18 protein-coding genes and 3 tRNA genes are annotated in these 22,405 nt (G+C 30.3%); 9 read left to right on the forward strand and 12 right to left on the reverse strand.

Annotated elements, in window-relative coordinates; all coding sequences use genetic code 11:
* Positions 1-4 precede the first annotated feature (4 nt).
* The 3 genes from gap to FHS04_RS02480 form a co-directional block, all read right to left on the reverse strand.
* Positions 5-1,006, reverse strand: a complete 1,002-nt coding sequence (gene gap, locus FHS04_RS02470; RefSeq protein ID WP_027879055.1) for a type I glyceraldehyde-3-phosphate dehydrogenase — start codon at positions 1,004-1,006, stop codon at positions 5-7.
* Positions 1,007-1,039: 33 nt separating this feature from the next.
* Positions 1,040-2,026, reverse strand: a complete 987-nt coding sequence (gene pfkA / locus FHS04_RS02475; RefSeq protein WP_027879056.1) for a 6-phosphofructokinase — start codon at positions 2,024-2,026, stop codon at positions 1,040-1,042.
* A 162-nt stretch (positions 2,027-2,188) separates the two neighbouring features.
* Positions 2,189-6,565, reverse strand: coding sequence for a translocation/assembly module TamB domain-containing protein (locus FHS04_RS02480; protein ID WP_106677626.1), 4,377 nt, complete (start codon positions 6,563-6,565; stop codon positions 2,189-2,191).
* A gap of 183 nt (positions 6,566-6,748) precedes the next feature.
* Between FHS04_RS02480 and tsaD the strand changes: the two genes are divergently transcribed.
* The 9 genes from tsaD to FHS04_RS02525 all read left to right on the forward strand — a co-directional run bounded on the left by tsaD (position 6,749) and on the right by FHS04_RS02525 (position 13,642).
* Complete coding sequence (gene tsaD, locus FHS04_RS02485; RefSeq protein ID WP_106677623.1) at positions 6,749-7,771, forward strand: tRNA (adenosine(37)-N6)-threonylcarbamoyltransferase complex transferase subunit TsaD; 1,023 nt, start codon at positions 6,749-6,751, stop codon at positions 7,769-7,771.
* Between the two features lie 91 nt (positions 7,772-7,862).
* The gene (locus FHS04_RS02490; RefSeq protein WP_106677620.1) at positions 7,863-8,489 is read left to right on the forward strand and encodes a peptidylprolyl isomerase; all 627 of its coding nucleotides are present in this window, start codon (positions 7,863-7,865) and stop codon (positions 8,487-8,489) included.
* 91 nt (positions 8,490-8,580) lie between these two features.
* Entirely contained in the window at positions 8,581-8,799 is a 219-nt protein-coding gene (locus FHS04_RS02495) for a hypothetical protein (protein ID WP_106677615.1), read from the forward strand.
* Positions 8,800-8,877: 78 nt separating this feature from the next.
* Complete coding sequence (locus tag FHS04_RS02500) at positions 8,878-9,582, forward strand: 16S rRNA (uracil(1498)-N(3))-methyltransferase (protein ID WP_106677613.1); 705 nt, start codon at positions 8,878-8,880, stop codon at positions 9,580-9,582.
* 2 nt (positions 9,583-9,584) lie between these two features.
* Positions 9,585-10,226: a DUF4159 domain-containing protein gene (locus tag FHS04_RS02505; RefSeq protein ID WP_106677609.1), complete on the forward strand. Its 642-nt coding sequence runs from the start codon at positions 9,585-9,587 to the stop codon at positions 10,224-10,226.
* Positions 10,227-10,273: 47 nt separating this feature from the next.
* The gene (locus tag FHS04_RS02510; RefSeq protein ID WP_106677605.1) at positions 10,274-10,786 is read left to right on the forward strand and encodes a hypothetical protein; all 513 of its coding nucleotides are present in this window, start codon (positions 10,274-10,276) and stop codon (positions 10,784-10,786) included.
* A gap of 57 nt (positions 10,787-10,843) precedes the next feature.
* A complete protein-coding gene (locus FHS04_RS02515) occupies positions 10,844-11,350 on the forward strand; it encodes a TrmH family RNA methyltransferase (RefSeq protein WP_106677603.1) in 507 nt (168 codons plus the stop codon).
* 14 nt (positions 11,351-11,364) lie between these two features.
* Entirely contained in the window at positions 11,365-12,459 is a 1,095-nt protein-coding gene (locus FHS04_RS02520) for an AI-2E family transporter (protein ID WP_106677601.1), read from the forward strand.
* Entirely contained in the window at positions 12,452-13,642 is a 1,191-nt protein-coding gene (locus FHS04_RS02525; RefSeq protein ID WP_106677599.1) for a THUMP-like domain-containing protein, read from the forward strand. The genes FHS04_RS02520 and FHS04_RS02525 overlap by 8 nt, the downstream gene beginning before the upstream one ends.
* Here the strand turns inward: FHS04_RS02525 and pdeM are convergent.
* The 9 genes from pdeM to FHS04_RS02570 form a co-directional block, all read right to left on the reverse strand.
* Complete coding sequence (gene pdeM / locus FHS04_RS02530) at positions 13,639-14,292, reverse strand: ligase-associated DNA damage response endonuclease PdeM (protein WP_106677597.1); 654 nt, start codon at positions 14,290-14,292, stop codon at positions 13,639-13,641. The two genes, FHS04_RS02525 and pdeM, sit on opposite strands and share 4 nt — an antisense overlap.
* The gene (locus FHS04_RS02535; RefSeq protein WP_106677595.1) at positions 14,289-16,745 is read right to left on the reverse strand and encodes a ligase-associated DNA damage response DEXH box helicase; all 2,457 of its coding nucleotides are present in this window, start codon (positions 16,743-16,745) and stop codon (positions 14,289-14,291) included. Before FHS04_RS02535 ends, pdeM begins: the two co-directional genes overlap by 4 nt.
* Positions 16,738-18,339 (reverse strand): ATP-dependent DNA ligase, encoded by a 1,602-nt coding sequence (locus FHS04_RS02540; RefSeq protein WP_106677593.1) that lies wholly within the window; start codon positions 18,337-18,339, stop codon positions 16,738-16,740. The genes FHS04_RS02535 and FHS04_RS02540 overlap by 8 nt, the downstream gene beginning before the upstream one ends.
* Positions 18,339-19,361: a ligase-associated DNA damage response exonuclease gene (locus tag FHS04_RS02545; RefSeq protein WP_106677591.1), complete on the reverse strand. Its 1,023-nt coding sequence runs from the start codon at positions 19,359-19,361 to the stop codon at positions 18,339-18,341. The genes FHS04_RS02540 and FHS04_RS02545 overlap by 1 nt, the downstream gene beginning before the upstream one ends.
* A gap of 105 nt (positions 19,362-19,466) precedes the next feature.
* Positions 19,467-19,540, reverse strand: a tRNA-Arg gene (locus FHS04_RS02550).
* A gap of 9 nt (positions 19,541-19,549) precedes the next feature.
* Positions 19,550-19,624, reverse strand: a tRNA-Pro gene (locus FHS04_RS02555).
* 19 nt (positions 19,625-19,643) lie between these two features.
* A tRNA-Ser gene (locus tag FHS04_RS02560) sits at positions 19,644-19,725 on the reverse strand.
* 94 nt (positions 19,726-19,819) lie between these two features.
* Entirely contained in the window at positions 19,820-21,862 is a 2,043-nt protein-coding gene (locus tag FHS04_RS02565) for an HD family phosphohydrolase (protein ID WP_106677589.1), read from the reverse strand.
* Between the two features lie 47 nt (positions 21,863-21,909).
* A complete protein-coding gene (locus FHS04_RS02570; RefSeq protein WP_106677587.1) occupies positions 21,910-22,311 on the reverse strand; it encodes a hypothetical protein in 402 nt (133 codons plus the stop codon).
* Positions 22,312-22,405 lie beyond the last annotated feature (94 nt).

Consider the following 22,405-nt stretch of genomic DNA (forward strand, 5'->3'; position numbering starts at 1 on the left):
TGGATTATAGTGAGTTTACTTTTAAAGCTAAATCTACTAATTTGTTTGAGTATCCAAATTCGTTATCATACCAAGATATTAACTTGAAGAATCCAGAATTTAATTCGATTGACGCTTCTGAGTCAAATACACTTGTTCTTTCTTCGCTTACAAAGTCTTGAGAAACTACCATTTCGTCTGTGTAACCTAACACACCTTCCATTTCTCCTTCAGAAGCTTTCTTCATTGCTGCTTTAATTTCTTCTAAAGAAGTTTCTTTTTTCGTTTTTACAGTAAGATCTACTACAGAAACATCTACAGTAGGCACTCTAAATGCCATACCAGTTAATTTTCCGTCTAATTCTGGAATAACTTTACCTACAGCTTTTGCTGCTCCTGTTGATGTTGGTATAATGTTATTTAAGGCTGAACGACCTAATCTATAGTTTTTTCTTGATGGTGAATCTACTGTAAATTGTGTTGATGTTGCAGCATGAATTGTTGTCATTAATGCCTCTTCTATACCAAAGTTTTCTTCTATCACTTTAGCGATTGGTGCTAAACAGTTAGTTGTACAAGATGCATTTGACACAATATTGTCTGATGCTTGTAATTTGTTGTCATTTACACCCATTACAAACATTGGTGCGTCTTTACTTGGTGCTGAAATTACTACTTTTTTAGCTCCTGCTTGAATGTGGTAATCTGCTGTTTCTAACGTTGTAAATATACCTGTACACTCTGCAACCACATCTACTCCTGCTTCATCCCATTTTAAGTTTTTTGGGTCTCTTTCTGCAGTTACACGTATTGTTTTTCCTTCTACTATTAGGTTACCGTCTTTTACTTCTATTTTTCCATCGTAACGTCCGTGTACAGAATCGTATTCTAATAAGTATGCTAAATGCTCTACGTCTAATAAATCATTTATTGCTACTACTTCTACATTATCTCTTTTTAAAGTTGCTCTAAAAACGATTCTTCCAATACGACCAAAACCGTTAATTCCTAATTTTAATGTTGACATATTTCTATTAATTATTTTATTGTTAGTTATTATTTATGTTGTCATTATATCTGATACACGAATTAACTCATGATCAATTTCTGACTTTCCTTTTACTGCTTGTTCTAATGGAGTTAAAACTATTTCGTCTTTAAGTAATCCTACCATGTAATTAGATTTACCTTCCAAAAGACTTTCAACTGCTTTTACACCCATTCTACTAGCTAAAACACGATCAAAGCATGATGGTGATCCGCCACGTTGCATGTGACCTAAAACAGATACTCTTACTTCGTATTCTTCCATGTTTTCTTCAACATAGTCTTTAAGCTCGAATACGTTTTTACCTGTTTTATCTCCTTCTGCTACAATTACTATACTAGAAGATTTACCTGATTGTTTACTTCTTCTTAAAGATTCTAAAAGTCTATCTAAACCTAAGTCTTCTTCTGGTATTAAAATTTCTTCAGCTCCTGCTCCTACACCAACGTTTAGGGCTATATGACCTGCATCTCTTCCCATTACTTCAACAAAAAACAAACGATTATGAGAACTAGCTGTATCTCTAATCTTATCCACACAATCTACTACAGTATTAAGTGCTGTATCATAGCCTAAAGTGTGTGATGTACCATAAATATCATTATCTATTGTACCTGGTATACCCATTACAGGAAAACCAAATTCCTCGTTAAAGATTAATGCTCCTGTAAAACTTCCATCACCACCAATTACAACTAATGCATCTACGTTTTCGGCAACTAAAGCGTCATAGGCTTTTTTACGACCTTCTTTAGTTCTAAACTCATCAGATCTAGCAGATTTTAAAAATGTACCTCCTTTATTGATAATATCTTTTACACTTCTTGCTGTTAAGGGTTTAAAATCGCCTTCAATCATACCCTCGTAACCTCTATATATTCCTACACATTCTATTTTGTAAAAAGCGCAGGTTCTAACCACAGAACGAATAGCTGCATTCATACCTGGAGAATCTCCTCCAGAGGTAAAAACAGCTACTTTTTTTATAGTATTTGACATAAAATTAATTTGTTAGTATTGTAAAGCTACTAAACAAATTTTATTATTGACATGAGTTTTACTAAAATTTTGCGAAGTGCCGCAAACTATATCGTTTTCGTTAATAACTATTTAATTTTGAAGACGTTTTGCTACGGATATTTATGTTTAAAAAGTGAAAAATTAGTCTTTTTTGAAAGTATTATCAGACTTAAAAACCGATTCTGGTTCGGTTGCATTTTCGTTTGGATCTTGATTAAAATTTTCTTCTTCTTTTTCTTTTTTTGGATTGAAAATTTTACGCAGTAATTCTCCAAAAGTATCAAAGTCTACATTGTATGCAATTCCTACACCTTGAGTGTAACCTATTTCTTCTCCAAAGTTACGAATGCTGTTTTCTCTATTAAATACTTTTGCTATTAAAGTTCCTTCTTCATTTAATAAAAAGTCAACCTGAACATCTCCCGCGATAACAGAATCTCCTAATCCACCTACTGGCACACCAACTTTACCGTTAATAAGAACACGGTCTGATATTTTGGTTTGTAAAGTTACACCTACTCTATTATCTGTTTGAAAATCTGGTCTTGTTTGTCCTGCTTCAAAATTTAATCCAACATTAAACTTACCGTCTCCTGTAGATAATAGGTTGTTAACTAATCCATTTAAACGCTCGGTTAATGTTCCTGTAAAATTAAGGTTTTCTAATCCACGACTAAAGGATCCTGTAGCTAAAAGGAAAAGTGCTTGATTTTCTCTATCTTCTCTTGAGTCTAATCTATAATTTAACTCTGATTTTATTGTTGAGCTTGTATTAGGAAAATCAAAAGCATAATTTATTGTTGGTCGTTCTAGTTGATCTGTTAACTCTAAGGTTAAATCTACAGGTATACTTCTGTTAATACCACTATCTAATAATGGTGATGGATTAGCACGTGTACTATATTTTGCTTTTATATCTATTAAGGCGTCTAACGGTGGACCATTCCATGCAAGTGTACTTACATAAGGCTCTACAACAAATTGTTTTTGTACAACACCGCTGTATAGAAAATTGTAAACACCTTCATAAATTACAAAGTCACCGTACATATCAAACTTGTTATTAGTGTTTATTTCTATCAATAAACCACCAACACCACGACCTTTTATTGTACTTCCTGATGTTTTATCTATTAATATTTCAATTTCGGCATCTTGAGTAACATCTAATTCAAAATTTAAGTCCAAGCCTTCATCTACTTCAAAATCTATTTCTTTACCTTCTTCTTTTGCTTGTTTTTCTTCTGGTGTTAAAAAATGAATGATAGAATTATCTCCAAAAGACTCGTTGTCATTTAATGGTATTTTAAATACAGTACCTTCTTTAGTTTCGGCAATTACATTTATACTTAATGCTTCTGTTGCACCAACAATTTCTGCACTACCACCTATAAATGCGGTACCATAATACATAGATTCTTCTGTATATTTGGTATCTAACACTAAGAGTTTTTGTGTGTTTATGCCTAAGTTTAATTTCCATTTAGAAAAATTATTGTGGCTTATACTACCACTAAAACTTCCTTTTGTATTGTGTTTAGTGTCTGTAATATTGGTTTTTTGAAAGTTGAAACTTTGGTCTTTTAAGATGACTTTTGTGTTATCCTGAAATTTATAATCAACCATCAAATAAGGCACACCTAATCCGCCATTATTAATTAATAATTCTCCATTAAAATTTGGTTGATTAAGATTACCTACTACTTGAGTGTTTCCTGTAACCTTACCTCTTATATTACTTAGTATTCCATCTAAAAATGGATTTAATGGTTTTAAACTAAAATCTCTAAATGCTATATCTAAATCTATAGAAGGTTCTTGTCCTGACACTTTTATATTACCATTGGCTTCAAAAGAGTTTGTTACATCATCCTTTATTTTTGCATTTACAGAATAGTTTGATAAGTCTGAGTTTCCTTCAATTTTTGCATCAAAAGAACCTAGATATGTTTTGTTAAGTTCTAAATTATCTATGGTGATGTTAGAACTTGGTAAATAACTACCGTTTTCTTGTAATACATTAAGTTTTCCATTAATCGTACCTGCAAGACTTAAACTATCAATCTCTGGAATAATTTTATTTAAATCTACATCTTTAAAATTAAGGTTTAAGTCTTTGTATGTAGTGTCTTTTAAAACACCTGCTAACTTAATTTCTTCATTTTGATGGTTAAGTAAAATGTCTTCAATTTTAAAATCTTTAAAATCTCTGTCAAAAATTACTTTATTAAAGTTATTACGGTCTTCATTAATATGCCAATTATTACCTTTAAAGGTGACATCGCTCTTTTTAAAACCTACAACCGAATTGTTGTCTTGATCTATTGTATGATAAAAACTTAAATCGTAAAGATCATCATTTCGTTTACCGCCTTTAAATTCGCTACGCATATAAAGCGTATCATTTAAGGTTACATTAATTAAGTTGAATTTTGAAATATTGTAGACGTTTGTATTTATACTATCAATTTCTACGTAAGTATTAAATAATGGATTGTTATTATCTACTTGTATCTCAATTTCGTTAGCAAAATATTCTAATAGCTTTATTTTTGGTGATTTAAAGGTTAGCTCAAACTCTTTTTCGTTACTTTCTACTCTTCCCTTTATAAATGTATTTGGTGCTAACTCTACCTCTGGTAAGAATACTTCTACTATTTTATTATAAATTTTAAAATTGAAATCTATATATTGATTACCTTCTATCTTATTAGGCTTGTAATTTGTATATATACTTTTTAAAGAGTTTTCAAAAAGCAACTCTAAATCATTAAATTTAAAGTTTCCGCTTAAGCTACCTTCAATAATTTCGGGAGAGTTTATATCTATTATATGTTCGTTATCAATAAACTGAGAGTTTATTTCGAAATCTTTGAAATTATATGTATCATTTTCATTTTTATAGGTAGTATTTTTAAATTGAATGTATCCTACTGCATCATCAATAGTATTTGCATTCATTTTCATTTCTACAATTCCTGAAAATTCAGACTGTTCGTCTCTATTATAAAAATTTAAAGTTTTTAGGTTGGCATAATCTACATTAGCAATAAAGTCAAAAGTGTTTACTTTTTGAGATAAATCTGCTAATCCGTTAAATTCTAATTTTAAATTTTGATCGTTAACAACAAGCTTACCATTAAATTTGCTCTGCTTATAAACACCATTAACAGCAATGTTTTGGTAATTATAAGCATTGTAGTTTATACTATAAACATCTCCTTTTAATTGCGTAGATAAGTTTTCTTTTTTAAACCCAACGCCATCTACTTCTACATTTAAAGATGTTGTTGTTAATTTAGGATCGTCTAATAATTTGCCTATATTAAATTGATCTAAAATAATGGTTCCTCTATAAGAAGCGTTATCAATATTATTAACATTATACATCTTTAGATCTGAATCTACATAACCTAAATCTGTGATAATCTCTAAATCTGCAATTATATTATCTGGCGTTACATGACTAGTACCTTTTGCTGTAAAATTACCTAGTTTATCAAAAATTGAAGGTATGGCTTCGCCTAAAACATTAGGTAACAACGCTTTTAAATCTCTATAATTTGAAGACAGATTAGTAAAGCTTCCATCCATTTCAAAATTATTAGCTTCACTATTAAAAAGGTTTTTAAAATTTATATCACCATAAATTTTAGTATTACTACTTGTGTTTAATCTTAGATTTGTAGTGTTTAAATTATTTAAAGTCCCTGAAAGTTTAGTACTAAAGTTAACTCTTTGATTAATCCCAAATTCATTATAAAATTTATTTAAATCATCAAGTAATATGCTAGCTTCTGTAAAATTTGCATCTACATTTACTTTATCTTCAAAATCTTTAAAATCTTCTCTATTATAATTAAAATTTAAATTTCCCTCTACATAAGATGCTTTGGTTTTAATACTTAAATCATCAAAACGCATTTGTGTTAAAGTATAAGAGAAGTTTGTTGATAAATTTTGAAGTGCTAAACCACGATTATCTATAAATTGCATGGTATTAATACGTGCACTTACATCACTTCCATCAATTAAAAAGTTTGTTGCATTTATGTTTAAGTTATCAAACTGAAGTATTTTTGGTGTCTCTTTATTCTCATCAATCATTCTAAACACACCATTATTTATGGTAATATCACTAGAAGACATTAAAAAAGAACTTTTAGATGTTTTAGGTTGGTCATCATCAAATCTTGCTACAAAAACATCTAGATTAGTATCAGTTTCATCTTTGTAGGTTTTAATATTAAACACCAAATCATCTAAACTTATATCGCCAAAATTTAATGTGCCATCATAAAGATTCTTAAAATTAATAATAGAAGTTTTAATCTCTGATGCACTAATTAAAGTATCTAGTTTGTAATCTTTTATTAAAACACCTTTTATCTGTACATCTCCATTAAAAGCAAGACCAACTTTATCTATATTAATATTAGTCTTAAAATCTTGATTTAATCTATCTGTAGCATATTTACCTATCTTTGTTTGTACAGCAGGTATTGATAACACAAGCATTAAAATAATAAATAGCAATACAATTATTGCTATTATCTTACCAAATATTTTAAGTGCTTTTTTGATATTGAATTAAAATTATAATTTTAAAAGAAACCTTACATTTGCATATACGTTAACAAATGTAATCTAGTTGTTAATTAACACCTCAAAATTAACAATTATTATGCCTAAAAAAAGCTAATGAACTCACAAAATATTTATATCCTTGGTATTGAGAGCTCTTGCGACGATACTGCTGCTGCTGTAATCCATAACGGAAAAATTTTAAGCAACATTATTGCTAATCAAAAAATACATGAAGAATATGGCGGCGTTGTGCCAGAATTAGCCAGTCGTGCTCACCAACAAAATATTGTTCCTGTTGTTGACCAAGCGTTAAAAAAAGCTGGAATTACCAAAGATCAATTAAGTGCAGTAGCTTTTACAAAAGGTCCAGGACTTATGGGAAGCTTGTTAGTTGGTACATCTTTTGCAAAATCTTTGGCATATGGATTAAACATACCTTTAATAGACGTAAACCATATGCAAGCGCATATTTTAGCGCATTTTATAGATGAAGAAGGTTTTGATAAACCACCTTTTCCGTTCTTAGCAATGACTATTTCTGGTGGACATACTCAAATTGTAAAAGTGAATAATCACTTTGATATGGAAGTTATTGGCGAAACTATTGACGATGCTGTTGGAGAAGCGTATGATAAAAGCGGAAAATTATTAGGTTTAGGTTATCCTGCAGGACCAGAAATTGACAAACGTGCTAAATTAGGTAATCCAAAAGCTTTTAAATTTAGTAAACCGAAGGTTGACGGACTTAATTTTAGTTTTTCAGGTTTAAAAACGGCTATTCTTTATTTTATTCAACGTGAAGTAAAAAATAACCCAAATTTTATAGAAGAAAATCTAAACGATATTTGCGCTAGCATACAATACACCATTATTGGCATTCTAACCGATAAATTAAAAAAAGCAAGCAAAGAAACAGGCATTAAACACATAGCAATTGGTGGTGGCGTTTCTGCAAATTCTGGAATACGACAAGCCTTAAAAGATGGCGAATCTAAACACGGTTGGACAACATATGTGCCTAAATTTGAATTTACCACAGACAATGCAGCTATGATTGCTATTGTTGGCTATTTAAAATATTTAGATAAAGATTTTACTACACAAAATGTAATGGCTAATGCAAGACTAAAAATCTAATTTTGTTAATAACGTTTTAAAAAAGCCTATCTACAACATCTTTTTTTTGTTTTTTTGTTCTATCAAAACTAAAATTCTATAAATTTAATTAATGAAATATCTACTTACAGTAACACTAGCTTTAATCACTTTTACAGCAACTGCTCAAAAAAAACTGATTAAAAGTTTAGATACTATTACCAACACAGAACAAGCAGAAAAATTTTTAGAAACCAAAAAATCTAGAAAAAACAAGATCCTTATTTTTAATGAAGAAAAGCACCAATCCAAACTAGCTAACGCACTTTTAAACACATCTGTTGGTAGCACAAAAGTAGTTAAAGGTGAATTTGATACGACAGTTTACAAAGTCATAGAAAAAGACAACCAACGTCATTACAGACTAAGTTACGTGTATTTAGATGGCAATAAATTAGATGCCGAAACTATTGTAAAATATAAAAACGAAATTCTTCAATCTTACGAAGATGGTGTTAGGTTTGATGATTTAGCAAAAAAATATTCGATGGATAAAAATGCGTTACGTGGTGGCGATTCTGGTTGGTTAAAAGAAGGTAACCTTCCTATCGAAGTAGAAACCGAAGCGTTTAATCTAGAACACAAAGTAGGACAAATTTACACGGTTAGAATACCAGAGCCACAAGCTTATTTTGTAATTTTAAAAACGCACAGAATTAAAAAAATTAAAGAAATTAAAGTTTTAAAAGTTATAGATTAATTATAAAGAATAATTTAGCTTTTAATCGTATAAATTACTGTTAGTTAATAGTTTGACGTAACTTACATTAGTAAACGTAAAACAAGCTATTATGAAACTATTTTTAATTAAAGCGATGGTAACTGTATCGTTATTACCATTAGCTTTTTCCCTTAATTCTGGCAAAAAACCAAATAACGACAAAAAAATTACAATTTGTCATGTTCCGCCAGGTAATCCTGGAAATATGCATAAAATAACAATAAGTTATAACGCATTACAAACGCATTTAGACCATGGAGATTTTATTTGTACAGGACAAGACCAATAATTAAAATTTATTAAAATAAAGAGTCTTATTTTATCCAAAAGTAAGACTCTTTTTTATTTTTGTCTTTTTAAAAATTATATGCAGTTATTCTATAATTCAGATATTTCAGAACAAAACAATACGTTTACTTTCCCTAAAGACGAAAGCAGACACATTGTAAAAGTTTTACGTAAAAAAGTTGGCGATACACTTTATATCACTAACGGAAAAGGATTTCTGTTTACTGCAAAAATCACTATTGCAGATCAAAAAAACTGCGTGGTAAGTATCGAAAATTCCGAATTTAAAAAACCAACAGATTACAAACTTCATTTAGCTGTTGCACCAACAAAAATGAATGACCGCTACGAATGGTTTTTAGAAAAAGCTACCGAAATTGGTATCACTAGCATCACGCCTATTTTTTGCGATCATTCCGAAAGAAAAAATGTAAAATTAGATCGTTTTGAAAAAATTTTACAATCAGCTATGAAACAATCGCTTCATTTATATCTGCCAACTTTAAATCAACCTATATCGTTTAAAGACTATATAAATCAAGACTTTTCTGGTGATTTATTTATCGCGCATTGCGAAGAAACAGATAAAAAATCATTAAAAAACGAAATTAAACCCAACGCAGAAACTACTATTTTAATTGGTCCTGAAGGCGATTTTTCTGTTAATGAAATTGAAACAGCAATAAAAAATAAATTTATTCCTGTAACTTTGGGTAATACGCGATTACGTACAGAAACTGCTGCTATTGTTGCCTGTCACAGCGTTGCTTTTATAAACGAATAATTATGAAGTTTAAACTTATCTTATGTTTTTGTCTGTGTTCTATCTTTGGGTTTTCTCAAGATTTAGCAGTCTTAAAATATAAAGGTGGCGGCGATTGGTATAGTAATCCAACTGCTTTACCAAACTTAATCAAGTTTTGTAACGAAAACATTGGTACAGCGATGAACACAAAACCAGAAGTTGTTGAAGCTGGTAGTATTGATATTTTTCAATATCCTATGCTTCACATGACTGGTCACGGAAACGTTATTTTTGATGATGCTGAAGCTGAAAACATTAGAAACTATCTTATTTCTGGCGGATTTCTACACATAGATGATAATTACGGAATGCAGCCTTACGTTGTAGAAGCTTTAAAAAAAGTATTCCCAAATCAAGAGTTGGCAGAATTACCTAATACCCACGAGATTTTTAGCGCAGCATTTCAATTTAAAGATGGTTTACCAAAAATACACGAACACGATGGTAAAAGACCACAAGCTTTTGGATTGTATCATGAAGACAGATTAGTGGTTTTATTTACTTTTGAAAGTGATTTAGGCGATGGTTGGGAAGATCAAGAAGTACACAACGATCCTGAAGACGTGCGTTTAAAAGCTTTAAAAATGGGCGCAAACATTGTAAAATATGCGTTTGAACATTAAAAAATGGATGATTTAATAACTGCTTTTATTGACTTGATTTAACAGGTATGAAAAACGCAACCGAAATCATGAAGAAGAAATATTTGATTTTAATCATCAAATTTTCTATTATATCTATTTTCGTAATAACTGTAACCAGAGCTATCATATTGACTTCAATGTTTTGGGAAGTTAATATTGAAAGTGGATTTAAACTAGAAAGCATACTGAAAATTATAGAAAGAACTTCATATTATGTCCCATCACTCATTTTGATTATTCCTCTTGTTGGTGTTTTTTTTAACAAAAAAATTGGCTGGGTTTTAATTCAATCTTATTTCTATTTTCTGATTACTAATCTGACATTTAGAATTAAATATTATGATTTTAATGATAAAACTAAAATTTTATTGAATTTTGTCGGATTCTTATTAATAATGTTAATTATCATTCTTATGAATAAAAATAAAATTAGTGATCAAGTTTACGGAATAAGAAAATTAGAATTAATTAAAAAGAATATTATAGCTTCTGTTATTGGAATAATGATAACAATAACTTTAGCTTTAAGTAAAATTTAAATACTTAAAAAGTAACTATCATTTTATATTTCATATTAAAATAAATCTAAATTCCATTTGCAACTCAACCATTACAATACCAACTTTAAACAACAAACATTTCCTATTACCATTGTTTGTCAAAATGTAACTAACGCGCCTAATATTGGTAGTTTGTTCAGGACTTCAGATGCATTTGGTGTAAAAGAATTAGTGTTTACAGGAACCGAAATTCCGTTAGGCAGAAAAATGACCAAAACGTCTAGAGCTACCGAAAAAGTCGTGAATTATCAGGTTATAGAAGATGCTTTCGGCTTTATTTCTAATTTAAAAAACGAAGGTCATCAAATTATTTCATTAGAAATTACAGATAATAGCCAAGCATTACATAAATTTAATTTCAACTTAAATACGCCAATTGTATTAGTGATTGGTGATGAAAATTTTGGAGTTTCAGATAATATTTTAAGCATTAGTGACGCTATTATTCACATAGATATGTTTGGTCAAAATAGCAGCATGAATGTGGTACAAGCTACTAGTATTGCACTTTACCAAATAACTAAACAACTAAACCACAAATAGTTTATCTTTACGTTATGACATCAAAAACTATCTCTAACGGAATCCTTCGTGCTGTAGCTATAATTATAGGTGTAGTACTTTTAGGTTGGTTTATTTATAAAGTACAAAGCGTTATTGTTTACCTTGCTATTGCTGGTGTTGTAGCTTTATTAGGTAGACCTATTATTGTGTTTTTAAAAAGCAAATTAAAATTTAACGACACACTTGCTGTTGTATTTACAATTACTCTCTTTTTGATCTTTATTTTTGGTATTATAAGTCTATTTATTCCTTTAATTATAGAGCAAGGCAATAACCTATCTTTATTAGATATTGATGAGCTGCAAAACAATATAGAAAATTTATATGTGGAAGCAATTAGTCATTTTGGATTAAATACTTCTGATGTTGAAGCGTCTTTAAAAGATTCAAAATTTATGTCTAATCTCAATTTTGGATTTATTCCAGACTTTTTAAATTCGGTTATTTCTGGTTTTGGTAGCTTTAGTATGGGATTATTTTCTGTGCTATTTATTTCGTTTTTCTTCCTTAAAGACAGTAAATTAATGAGCAATGGATTAATTACCATATTACCTAAAAAACATGAAAAAAAACTTAGAAAATCGTTTGTTACAATTAGAGATTTATTAACTAGATATTTTGGCGGGTTGTTATTACAACTACTTATATTATTTACAATATACTCTATCGTATTGTTTATTTTTGGTATAGAAAACGCTATAATTATAGCTACACTTTGTGCTTTGCTTAATGTTATTCCTTATTTAGGTCCTGTAATTAGCGCAGCTTTATTAATATTATTAAGTATGTCTAGTAATTTAGGCGAAAGCTTTAGCGATGTAATTTTACCAAAAACCATTTATGTTATGATTGGTTTTATTATCGCACAATTAGTAGATAACTTTTTTAGTCAACCTTTTATTTTCTCTAAAAGTGTAAAATCTCATCCATTAGAAATCTTTTTAGTAATCATTATTGCTGGACTAATTTCTGGTATTGTTGGACTAATTATAGCTATTCCAGTTTATACTGCAATAAAAGTTATTGCTAAAGAATTTCTAAGTGAATATCGTGTTGTAAACAAACTTACAGAAGGCTTAAATGATTAATTTCAATAAAAGAATATTAAATATTGAAATTCAAGAATTTATAAAAAATAATATTAATTCAAATATCTCTGAATTAATATTGAAAGGTCTACCTTTTTCTTCTGAAATTTCTTCAGAAATTATTAATCAAATTGAAGCCAAAAACCGTTGCAAAAACAAGCTGAACACTTGGTTTGAAACTGATAATATTTACTATCCAAACAAGCTTAATATTGAGCAAACATCTTCTGAAGTTACAGCAAAACACAAAGCCTCTTTAATCAAAGGAAATAACCTAATTGATGTAACTGGCGGATTTGGTGTAGACTGTTTTTACTTTGCCAAACAATTCGATACAGTAACCCATTGTGAACTCAATACCGATTTATCCAAAATTGTCGCTCACAATAACTCCGTTTTTAAAATTGAAAATATAGATTGTATTGCCGATAATGGAATAGAACATATCATAAATAACGAAACTACATACGACTGGATTTATATTGACCCATCACGTCGTAACGATGCAAAAGGTAAAGTATTTATGTTGTCTGATTGTTTACCTAATGTCCCACAACATTTAGATAATCTATTCAAAAAAACAAATAACATCATGATTAAAACATCACCGTTATTAGACATTTCTTTGGGTATAAAAGAACTTAATTTTGTAAAAGAAATTCATTGTATTGCGGTTAATAATGAGGTCAAAGAACTGTTATGGATTTTAGACAAAGGTTTTGACCAATCGGTTAAAATTATAACTACAAATATTAAAAAGGATAAAAAATATAATTTCGAGTTTTTCTTAGATGAAGAAGCTAATACACAAGTTAATTACAGTAAGCCACTAACCTATTTATACGAGCCAAATTCGGCAGTATTAAAATCTGGAGCGTTTAATAGCGTTGCAGAACAATTAAGTGTGTTTAAACTACATAAACATTCGCATTTATACACAAGTGAGCAATTAATAGATTTCCCTGGAAGACGTTTTAAAATTGAAACTATTGCGCCTTTCAACAAGAAAAAGTTTAAACAGCAATTTAAACTAGATAAAGCTAATTTTACGACTAGAAACTTCCCTGAAACTGTTGCACAATTAAGACAAAAACTTAAAGTTAAAGATGGCGGAACTGACTATTTGTTTTTTACTACAGATTTAGATAATAATAAAATTGTAATACACTGCACAAAAGCTTAAATTTTAAAAATCGCATCTTCTGTAAACACAATGTTAGTGCATTTTTTGTCCGTTTTATTTGTATTTAAGCCTGTAAACTTGCTAAAAGCTGGCAATACGATATGATTATCAAACACTTGATAACATGGTAATTTTATAAACTGTTTGCCTTTTCCTTTCAGCACATATCCTGGATGAATATGTCCTGAAATATAAAATGCATCGTCTTTACATTCATTTAAATCATGAACAAAAGTAAATGGATTCAATTTTAAGCTTGGTTTAAAAATTTCGATATTTAAGTCTTCGTATAATGTAGCTGAAAGTCTGTCGTGATTACCAATAATTAACTGCAATTTCAAGTTATCAAATTGCAACAACCAATCTTTAAAATAGTCTATATCTGTATTAAATTCTGCGTGAAATAAATCACCAACAATTATTAGTTTTTCAGCTTTAAAATGATCTATTAAAGCCTTTAAACGCTGTAAATCTTCAATTAAAATAGATTGACTAATTGGTATACCATTTTTTCTAAATGTAGCCGATTTGCCAATATGCAAATCACTTAAAACTAGTGCATTTTGTGTTTCCCAAAATAGCGCACGTTGGTTGGTAAACACTAAGTTTTGATTGGTAAATTTTAAACTAATCGTCGCTAATTGTTTCATGCTTCAAATTTAAGCATCTGTTTTTTAATGCGCTCGATACGTTTTTGCAAATCTTCGTTTGTCATCGTGCCTCTTAATCCATCTACTTTTAATGGAAAACTCAATGGTGTAAACGATTTTGAATACTTGATAATAATCTCACTGTTTTTAATCCTATTAAAAGCTTCACGTAATCTCACTTCTTCTAATTCTTGATTAAAAACTTCGGTATAAGCTTGTCTGATTAATAAGTTAGAAGGCTCATTTTCTTCTAAAACCCTAAAAATCAAACCAGAAGACGATTGCAAACTTTTATTAGTTTTGCGTTGTCCTGGTTGCGATTGCACAACCAAACCAGCAATAACGGCAATATCTCTAAATTTTCGGCTAGCCATTTCACTAGCATTTATACTCGCAACAACATCTTCCATTAAATTCTCAACTGATAATATTTGATGAATTTTAGCCTCATCTAAAGGTAATTCTTGATCACTTAATAATTCAAAACCATAGTCATTACAAGCTATGCTAAAGGTCAACGGTTTAAATTTACTAATGCGATATGCCATTAGTGCAGCAAAAATCTCGTTAACCAATCTGCCTTCAAACGGATACATAAATAGATGAAATCCGTCTTTTGTAGTGATTAATTCGACTAAAAACTGATTGGCTTTAGGTATTTGTGACGCTTTATTTTGACGTTGCAATAACGGTCTTAAAAACTTTAGTTCTTTTTCGGATGTTTTAGCATGTAAGGCATCGCTTAACTTCAACCTTAAAAAGTGCGTTAAATATGATGTTAATGGCAACGAGCCACCTTTCCAACTTGGTGTGATTGCTTTTTTAGACTTACTTAAAGTTACCAAAGCCGTCATATCTTTAATTTGCTTTAATTGCAACACACGACCAGCCAAAACAAATGCGTCGCCTTTTTTTAGTTTTGAGATAAAAAACTCCTCAATCATACCAATATAACCGCCAGAAAAGAATTTTACCATTAGCATCGCGTCACTAACAATTGTACCAATATTCATGCGATGTAGCATGGCTATTCGTCTACTTTTTACCTTAAATAAACCATCTGTATCTAAAATGACTTTATGAAATTCTTCATATGAGGATAAGGTATTACCGCCTTTTGTTATAAAGTGAATTGCCCAATTAAAATCGTCTTCTGTTAAATACCAAAAAGCATGTGTCTGTTGTAAAAGTTGAAAAACTTCGTCCTTTTTAAATCCTTCACCAACAGCTAAAGTGACTAAAAATTGTACCAAAACATCGTACGCCAAAACAATTGGTGATCGCGTTTCGATTTGTTGTTGTTTTACTGCTTCTTTGACAGCAGCGACTTCAATTAATTGCAAAGAATGCGTTGGCACAAAATATATTTTAGAAGTCTCGAAAGGCGAATGACCGCTACGACCAGCACGTTGTAAAAAGCGCGCTATACCTTTAACTGAGCCTATTTGGATGACACAATCTACTGGCTTAAAATCGACACCAAGATCTAAAGAACTTGTACAAATTACCGCTTTTAAAATACCTGAAGCAATGGCGTCTTCAATAAAATTACGTTGTTTTTTATCTATAGATCCATGATGAATAGCAATCAATCCAGCCAAATCTGGTGCTTCTTCAAGAATGATTTGATACCATAATTCACTTTGATTTCTTGTATTAGTGAATATTAACGTCGTAGTATTTTCATAAATTATCGGTATAATTTTAGAACTCATTGTTCGACCTAAATGTCCTGCCCAAGGAAGTGTTTCGACTTGGTCTGGTAAGACTGAAATAATGTCGATTTTCTTCTTTAATTTCGCTTTAATTTGAATGGTTTTTAAATCTTTATAAGGCATTAAAACCTGCTGAGCTTCGTCTAAATTACCAATGGTTGCAGTGATTCCCCAAATTTGAAGTTTTGGCGATAGCTGTTTTAATCTTGCTATGGCTAATTCGGCTAAAACACCGCGTTTATTACCTAATAACTCGTGCCACTCGTCTACCGCAATGCAATTAAGATGTTTAAACCAACGTGAATTTTTCTTTTGTGAGAACATTAAATGCAAAGTCTCTGGCGTAGTAATCAATACATCGGGCATTAAACGTTCTTGCTTGCGTTTAATATTAGTTGGCGTATCACCATTTCTAACTTTAATTTGCCAATCTAAACCAATATCTTCAACCGCATTTGTCATTGCTTTGGCCAAATCTTTAGCTAACGATCTAAGCGGACTAACCCAAATTAATTTTAGTCCTTTTTTATAGGCTTCTGGATGATTTAAATAATCGATAACAACCGCTAAAAACACCGAAAACGTTTTACCAAAACCAGTCGGAGCTATAACTAAACCTGAATGTTTAGTGTAATATTTAGACCAAGTTGTATACTGAAAATCAAATGGTTGCCAATCGTTTTGATGCATCCAATTTTCAATAATTTTATAACCTGTAGAATTTTTAAACTTAGACATCTAACGGATTTGTAATAAGTCGTTTAACAGTTTCTATAGTATCAATTTCTGAAACTGGCTTATCTTTTCGCCAGCGTTTTATTCTTGGAAAACGTAATGCTACACCACTTTTATGACGCTTACTAAAAGCAATACCTTCAAAAGCAATCTCAAAAACTAATTCTGGTTTTACAGTTCTTACAGGACCAAATTTTTCGATAGCATTTTTATTAACCCATCTAGAAATTTCGGTAATTTCATCGTTTGTCAAGCCAGAATAGGCTTTAGCAACTGTAACTAAACCGTCTTCTGTTTTTACCGCAAACGTATAATCTGTGTATTTGCTACTTCGTCTACCGCTACCCTTTTGCGCGTAAATCATCACAGCATCAATGGTTAAAGGATCTACTTTCCATTTCCACCAATCGCCTTTTTTACGACCAACATGATATTCAGATTGTTTTTGTTTCAGCATTAATCCTTCGCTATTATGCAATCTGGCTTCATTTCTTATCGCATCTAATTCTTCCCATTTATCAAATTGAATGACTTCTGAAAGTTTAAAATTTGGTTTTGATAATTGATTATCACTAAAGAGTTTCTCAAGCGTTTTTCGTCTAAACTGAAGACTTTTCGCTCTTAAATCTTCATCATTAATTTCTAAAATATCGTAAGCAAAAAAACCAATTGGTACGTCTTGTAATAGTTTTTTTGAGATGGTTTTCCTATTTAATCGCTTCTGTAAATCGTTAAATAATAACACAGATTGATCTTTAACAGCAAGAATTTCACCATCTAACACAAAATCTTCTTTTATGGTTGAAACAATTTCAACTAGCTCCGGAAATTGTTTTGTGACCAACTCTTCGCCTCTTGACCAAATGTAAATTTCGTTATTTCGTTTTACAATTTGACCTCTAATTCCGTCCCATTTATATTCGACTTGCCAGTCTGAAACTGAGCCTAATTCGTCAAGATTTTTCTCCAAACTGTACGCTAAACAAAACGGATAAGGTTTTGAATTGTCGTAATTGATATGCGAACCGTTTATTAAGTCTTCAAACGAAATAGAATTGATGTCCCATTGCCCAATAATACTATGCATCAATTGATTAGCATCGATATTAGTTAGTTTAGAAAGTGCATTTACTAAAGTTTTTTTAGAAACGCCAATTCTAAAACTTCCACCAATTAACTTATTAAAAATAAAGCGTTGTTGCGTATCTAAATGTCGCCAAGCATTTAACACGTAGGCTTTTTTTTCATCATCAGATTTAGTTGAAAGTTGCTTAAGCTCGTCCATGTAAATATGTAACGGTTTATCAATAGTATTAGAAGGTTCTGGCAATAATAAAGACAAGGTTTCTCCTAAATCACCAACGGTACTGTAAGATTCTAAAAACAGCCATTCTGGTAGACCTGTTTCTTCAATACACCATTGTTTTAATAAAGACGTTTTTACAGGTCTTTTAGGTCTTTTTCCTGTAAATAAAGCAATTAGCCAGAGTTTATCTTTATCTAAAGCAGTTTCAAAAAAATTGACTAATGCATCTAATTTAGCATTAGTTTTATTGGTGATTTCTAATGAATTTATGAGTTGCGAAAACTGTTTCATTAGCTAGCAGTTGTTAATTGTTGGTCTTTTGCATCTTCGTTGTCTTCTGTACCATATTCTGTAACGACTTCTTGACTTTCTATACCAATTTCATTTAAATACTTTGAAAATACAGCTTGCGAACCATGAGTGACGTAAACTTTCTCAGCTTCAGTAGCTTTAACAGCAGAAAGTAGTCCGTTCCAATCTGCATGATCACTAACTGCAAAGCCAGCATCTACGCCTTTCCAACGTCTATTTCCTCTTATTTGCATCCAACCAGAGCAAATTGCAGTTGCTGCATTAGGAATCTTTTTAAGAAGTTTAGATCCTAATAATGCTGGAGGAAGAATTACTATTTTATTTTGAATGTCTTTTTTATTGAAATCTGAAGTGATAAGTTTTGATTTTGGTAAAACAATTCCAGATTTAGAAATAGCTTGATTTAGATTGTTTATTGCTGAATGTACATAAACCTGATCTATTCCATCTACTAAAGACATAATTCTTTGCGCTTTACCTAAAGAGTAACCAAAAAAGACACTAGTTTTATTTTGTTTTTGATTATTTACAATCCATTGCTGTAGTTGAGATTGTAATTCGGCTTCTGTTTTCCAACTGTAAATTGGCAAACCAAAAGTACTTTCTGTAATAAACTCGTGACACTTAACAGGCTCAAATGGTGTCGTTATAAAATCTGGGGTAGTTTTGTAATCTCCAGAAAACACAACAACTTTTCCTTTATATTCTAGCTTTATTTGAACTGAACCGATAATATGTCCAGCAGGAAAAAATGAAACTTTAACACCATTTATAGTTTTTATTTGGTTGTAATTTAAAGTTTCTATCGAAATATCTTTGCCTAAGCGATGAAGCAGTATGTTTTTTGAATCGTGATGACACAGATAATGCTTATTTCCCCATCTTGAATGATCGGCATGACCATGAGAAATTATAGCATAATCTACAGGATACCATGGATCTAAATAAAATTTTCCTGGTATGCAGTAAATACCTTTTTTAGTGAATTTTATGAATTTCAAGCGTTTTTAACTACAAAATACAACCAAAATCATAAAATTATTGTAGACTTAACTAATTTTTAACCAGAAACAAAAAAGCCTTACTAAAATTAGTAAGGCTTTTTGTGATCGCGACAGGATTCGAACCTGTGACCGTCTGCTTAGAAGGCAGATGCTCTATCCAACTGAGCTACGCGACCGATAAAATGTCGGGGTGGCAGGATTCGAACCTGCGACCTCCGCGTCCCAAACGCGGCGCGATAACCGGGCTACGCTACACCCCGAAATTGGTTATCTATATTGCGGAGAGACCGGGATTCGAACCCGGGCATCCCGAAGGATGACAGCTTAGCAGGCTGCTGCATTACCACTCTGCCACCTCTCCTAAATCATTTAATGAACTTTGCAATAAAATTGCGGATGCAAATGTATGATTTCATCTCGTAGAACACAACATTTTTAGTGATTTTTTTGAAATTTTATTCCGGATACTCAATTCTTAAATGGTAAATGTTTGCTAACTTGCGTTTTAGCACTTTTTTTATGGCTTCAATTTCTTTAAAGGTTATGTCTGCATTTAAAAATTGTCCTTCGTCTTTTTGTTTATTTATTATATTTTCTACAAAATTATCAATTTTTGCTGATGTAGGTTCTTTTAAACTTTTTGATGCTGCTTCTACACTATCACACATCATTAGTATTGCTGTTTCTTTACTAAATGGCTTTGGTCCTGGATAGCTAAAGTCTTCTATGTTTACACCTTCATTATTAGCCTTTTCTTTCATATAGAAATAATAAACTTGACTGGTACCATGATGTGTTCTTATAAAATCTATTACTCTGTCGGGAAGATTATTTTTCTTAGCAATTTCAATTCCGTTTATAACGTGATTTATTATGATTTGAGCACTTTCTTTTGGAGATAATTCGTCATGACTATTTATTCCTGACGATTGATTTTCAGTAAAATAAGTTGGATTTTTCATCTTACCAATATCATGATATAGAGCTCCTACTCTGACCAACATCGCATTTGCATTAATTTCATTTGCTGAAGCTTCTGCTAAATTTGCAACGTTTAATGAGTGATGGAATGTACCTGGAGCTTTATTTGACAGCTCTTTTAAAAGTTTAGAATTTGTATCGGACAATTCTAGGAGAGAAACATCTGATACTAATCCAAATAGCTTTTCATAAACATAAATTAATGGCTGGACAAACAATGTAGCCAACCCGCAAAGTATAAATAGTACAAAGGTTTGAGTATGTATGTTTTCTATACTTGCTTCATGTATAACAAAAAAAGCAAAATAAGCAATGATATAAATTAATGTAATTTGACCTACTGATATGAATAGATTTGCTCTTTTATAAAGTTCTGAAACTGTTAGTATGGTTACAATACCTGCAATAATTTGCAAAAACATATACTCATAACTATTTGGTACTATTGATCCAAGCAAAAGCACTGTAATAACATGTGCAAACAAACCTAATCTAGCATCAAAAAAAGCTTTTAAAACTAAAGGTAAAATAGCTATAGGTACAATATAAACATATTCTGATTTGTAACTTACCACCAAAGTTGTAAGCAAGACAACCACAAATATGTTAAAGAATATAAAGGTAACTTTAGTATTATTGTTAAAAACATCTATTCTATACTTTCTTATAAATAACAATAACATTAATAAGGCTAAAGCAACTAATAATGTATAAGCAAAAACAATCCAATAATAGTTAGATTTTGTCCAATCTTTAGACTCATATTCATTAACCAAAGAGTTTAAAATTTGAAATTTATTATCGTTTACAATTTCTCCTTTAGAAATAATTAAAGTCTCTTTTTCAATCATTCCCCTATTTACCGAAATAGACTGCAAAGCTTCATTTAAAACATTCTCTGTTAATGTTTTATTATAGGTTAAGTTTGGTTTTATAACATTAAAGAAAAGCGCTATTATAGAGTTTATTTCTTTTGGAGTAAAAACCTCTTTTAGTTCGTTTTCAACGGTAGATTTTACTTCTGATTGATTGAATAAATTTTTAAAATTTGCAGTTTCTTTTTCAACATTATTTTCAAGTATAATTACAGTTTTTTCAGGCTTTAACTTGATATTTTCGCTTAAAATTCCAAATTCATAAAACTCATCTAAAATCTGACTACTTTTTTCTTTAAGAATGTTGTAATTTGGTATTGAATCTGAAAAAACATTACTAAAAGACTTTTCAAAAGCATTAAAAACGCTTGATTTGACTTTTTCATTTCTATTAAAATATGCTATAGATTGACTTTTTAGAAGCTCTTTTTCTTTATCAATTTCAGACTTATTTTTCTTTATAGCAAAGTTAAATGGTGCATAAAGATTTTCTGTTTGCCAAGGTTTTCCTTTTTCAAAGTTATATTTAAAACGACCACTTTTAGGAAATAAAAACACAATTAAAAAAGTAGTAGCTATAAAAAGTAATACTTTGTATATGTTAGAATGGTTTTTGTAAAAAATATTTATGTTGTTGTTCATGTTCAACTAACTAATAAGTTTTTAAGCTTGTATGTTACACTAATTTATTATTCAAATTCTATATCAAAATCTTTTTGGTTGTATTTAATGGGAATTTTAGACCAAAAAATTTCATCTTTATTGTAAATGCTATCAGGCACTTTAATTTCTAGGAATATAGTACTAACTTCAGGATCATCTGGTAAAAAAGTTACAAAATACTTTTCACTCTCTTTTGGTTTAGATCTCCCTATATAATTATTTTGAGTGTAAGTAATAGAATTGTAACTATAGGTATATTTACAAGTCATACCACCTTTCATAGCATAAATATCATCAATAGTTGCTATTGTGAACTTCCCTTCGTTTAACAATTTTTTATCTCTTTTAAGATTAAGTATTAAACAAATAATAATAAAAATCAAAAAAATTGGAATGCCTATTTTATCCTTTTTGTTTAGTTTAAACATTTTTACTAGTTAGTTAGATTCTTAATATTTCTTAACCAGCATTAAATTAACTTATTTTAAGTTATCCATTGACTTCTATTAAAAAACTGTAGTT

This window comes from Mesoflavibacter zeaxanthinifaciens subsp. sabulilitoris (genome assembly GCF_014191595.1).
Lineage (GTDB): Bacteria > Bacteroidota > Bacteroidia > Flavobacteriales > Flavobacteriaceae > Mesoflavibacter > Mesoflavibacter zeaxanthinifaciens.

Bases quoted from the DNA above. Each gene is read 5' to 3' on its own strand.
- gap (WP_027879055.1), bottom strand. From the start codon at position 1,006: ATGTCAACATTAAAATTAGGAATTAACGGTTTTGGTCGTATTGGAAGA.
- pfkA (WP_027879056.1), bottom strand. From the start codon at position 2,026: ATGTCAAATACTATAAAAAAAGTAGCTGTTTTTACCTCTGGAGGAGAT.
- FHS04_RS02480 (WP_106677626.1), bottom strand. From the start codon at position 6,565: ATGCTTGTGTTATCAATACCTGCTGTACAAACAAAGATAGGTAAATAT.
- tsaD (WP_106677623.1), top strand. From the start codon at position 6,749: ATGAACTCACAAAATATTTATATCCTTGGTATTGAGAGCTCTTGCGAC.
- FHS04_RS02490 (WP_106677620.1), top strand. From the start codon at position 7,863: ATGAAATATCTACTTACAGTAACACTAGCTTTAATCACTTTTACAGCA.
- FHS04_RS02495 (WP_106677615.1), top strand. From the start codon at position 8,581: ATGAAACTATTTTTAATTAAAGCGATGGTAACTGTATCGTTATTACCA.
- FHS04_RS02500 (WP_106677613.1), top strand. From the start codon at position 8,878: ATGCAGTTATTCTATAATTCAGATATTTCAGAACAAAACAATACGTTT.
- FHS04_RS02505 (WP_106677609.1), top strand. From the start codon at position 9,585: ATGAAGTTTAAACTTATCTTATGTTTTTGTCTGTGTTCTATCTTTGGG.
- FHS04_RS02510 (WP_106677605.1), top strand. From the start codon at position 10,274: ATGAAAAACGCAACCGAAATCATGAAGAAGAAATATTTGATTTTAATC.
- FHS04_RS02520 (WP_106677601.1), top strand. From the start codon at position 11,365: ATGACATCAAAAACTATCTCTAACGGAATCCTTCGTGCTGTAGCTATA.
- FHS04_RS02525 (WP_106677599.1), top strand. From the start codon at position 12,452: ATGATTAATTTCAATAAAAGAATATTAAATATTGAAATTCAAGAATTT.
- pdeM (WP_106677597.1), bottom strand. From the start codon at position 14,292: ATGAAACAATTAGCGACGATTAGTTTAAAATTTACCAATCAAAACTTA.
- FHS04_RS02535 (WP_106677595.1), bottom strand. From the start codon at position 16,745: ATGTCTAAGTTTAAAAATTCTACAGGTTATAAAATTATTGAAAATTGG.
- FHS04_RS02540 (WP_106677593.1), bottom strand. From the start codon at position 18,339: ATGAAACAGTTTTCGCAACTCATAAATTCATTAGAAATCACCAATAAA.
- FHS04_RS02565 (WP_106677589.1), bottom strand. From the start codon at position 21,862: ATGAACAACAACATAAATATTTTTTACAAAAACCATTCTAACATATAC.
- FHS04_RS02570 (WP_106677587.1), bottom strand. From the start codon at position 22,311: ATGTTTAAACTAAACAAAAAGGATAAAATAGGCATTCCAATTTTTTTG.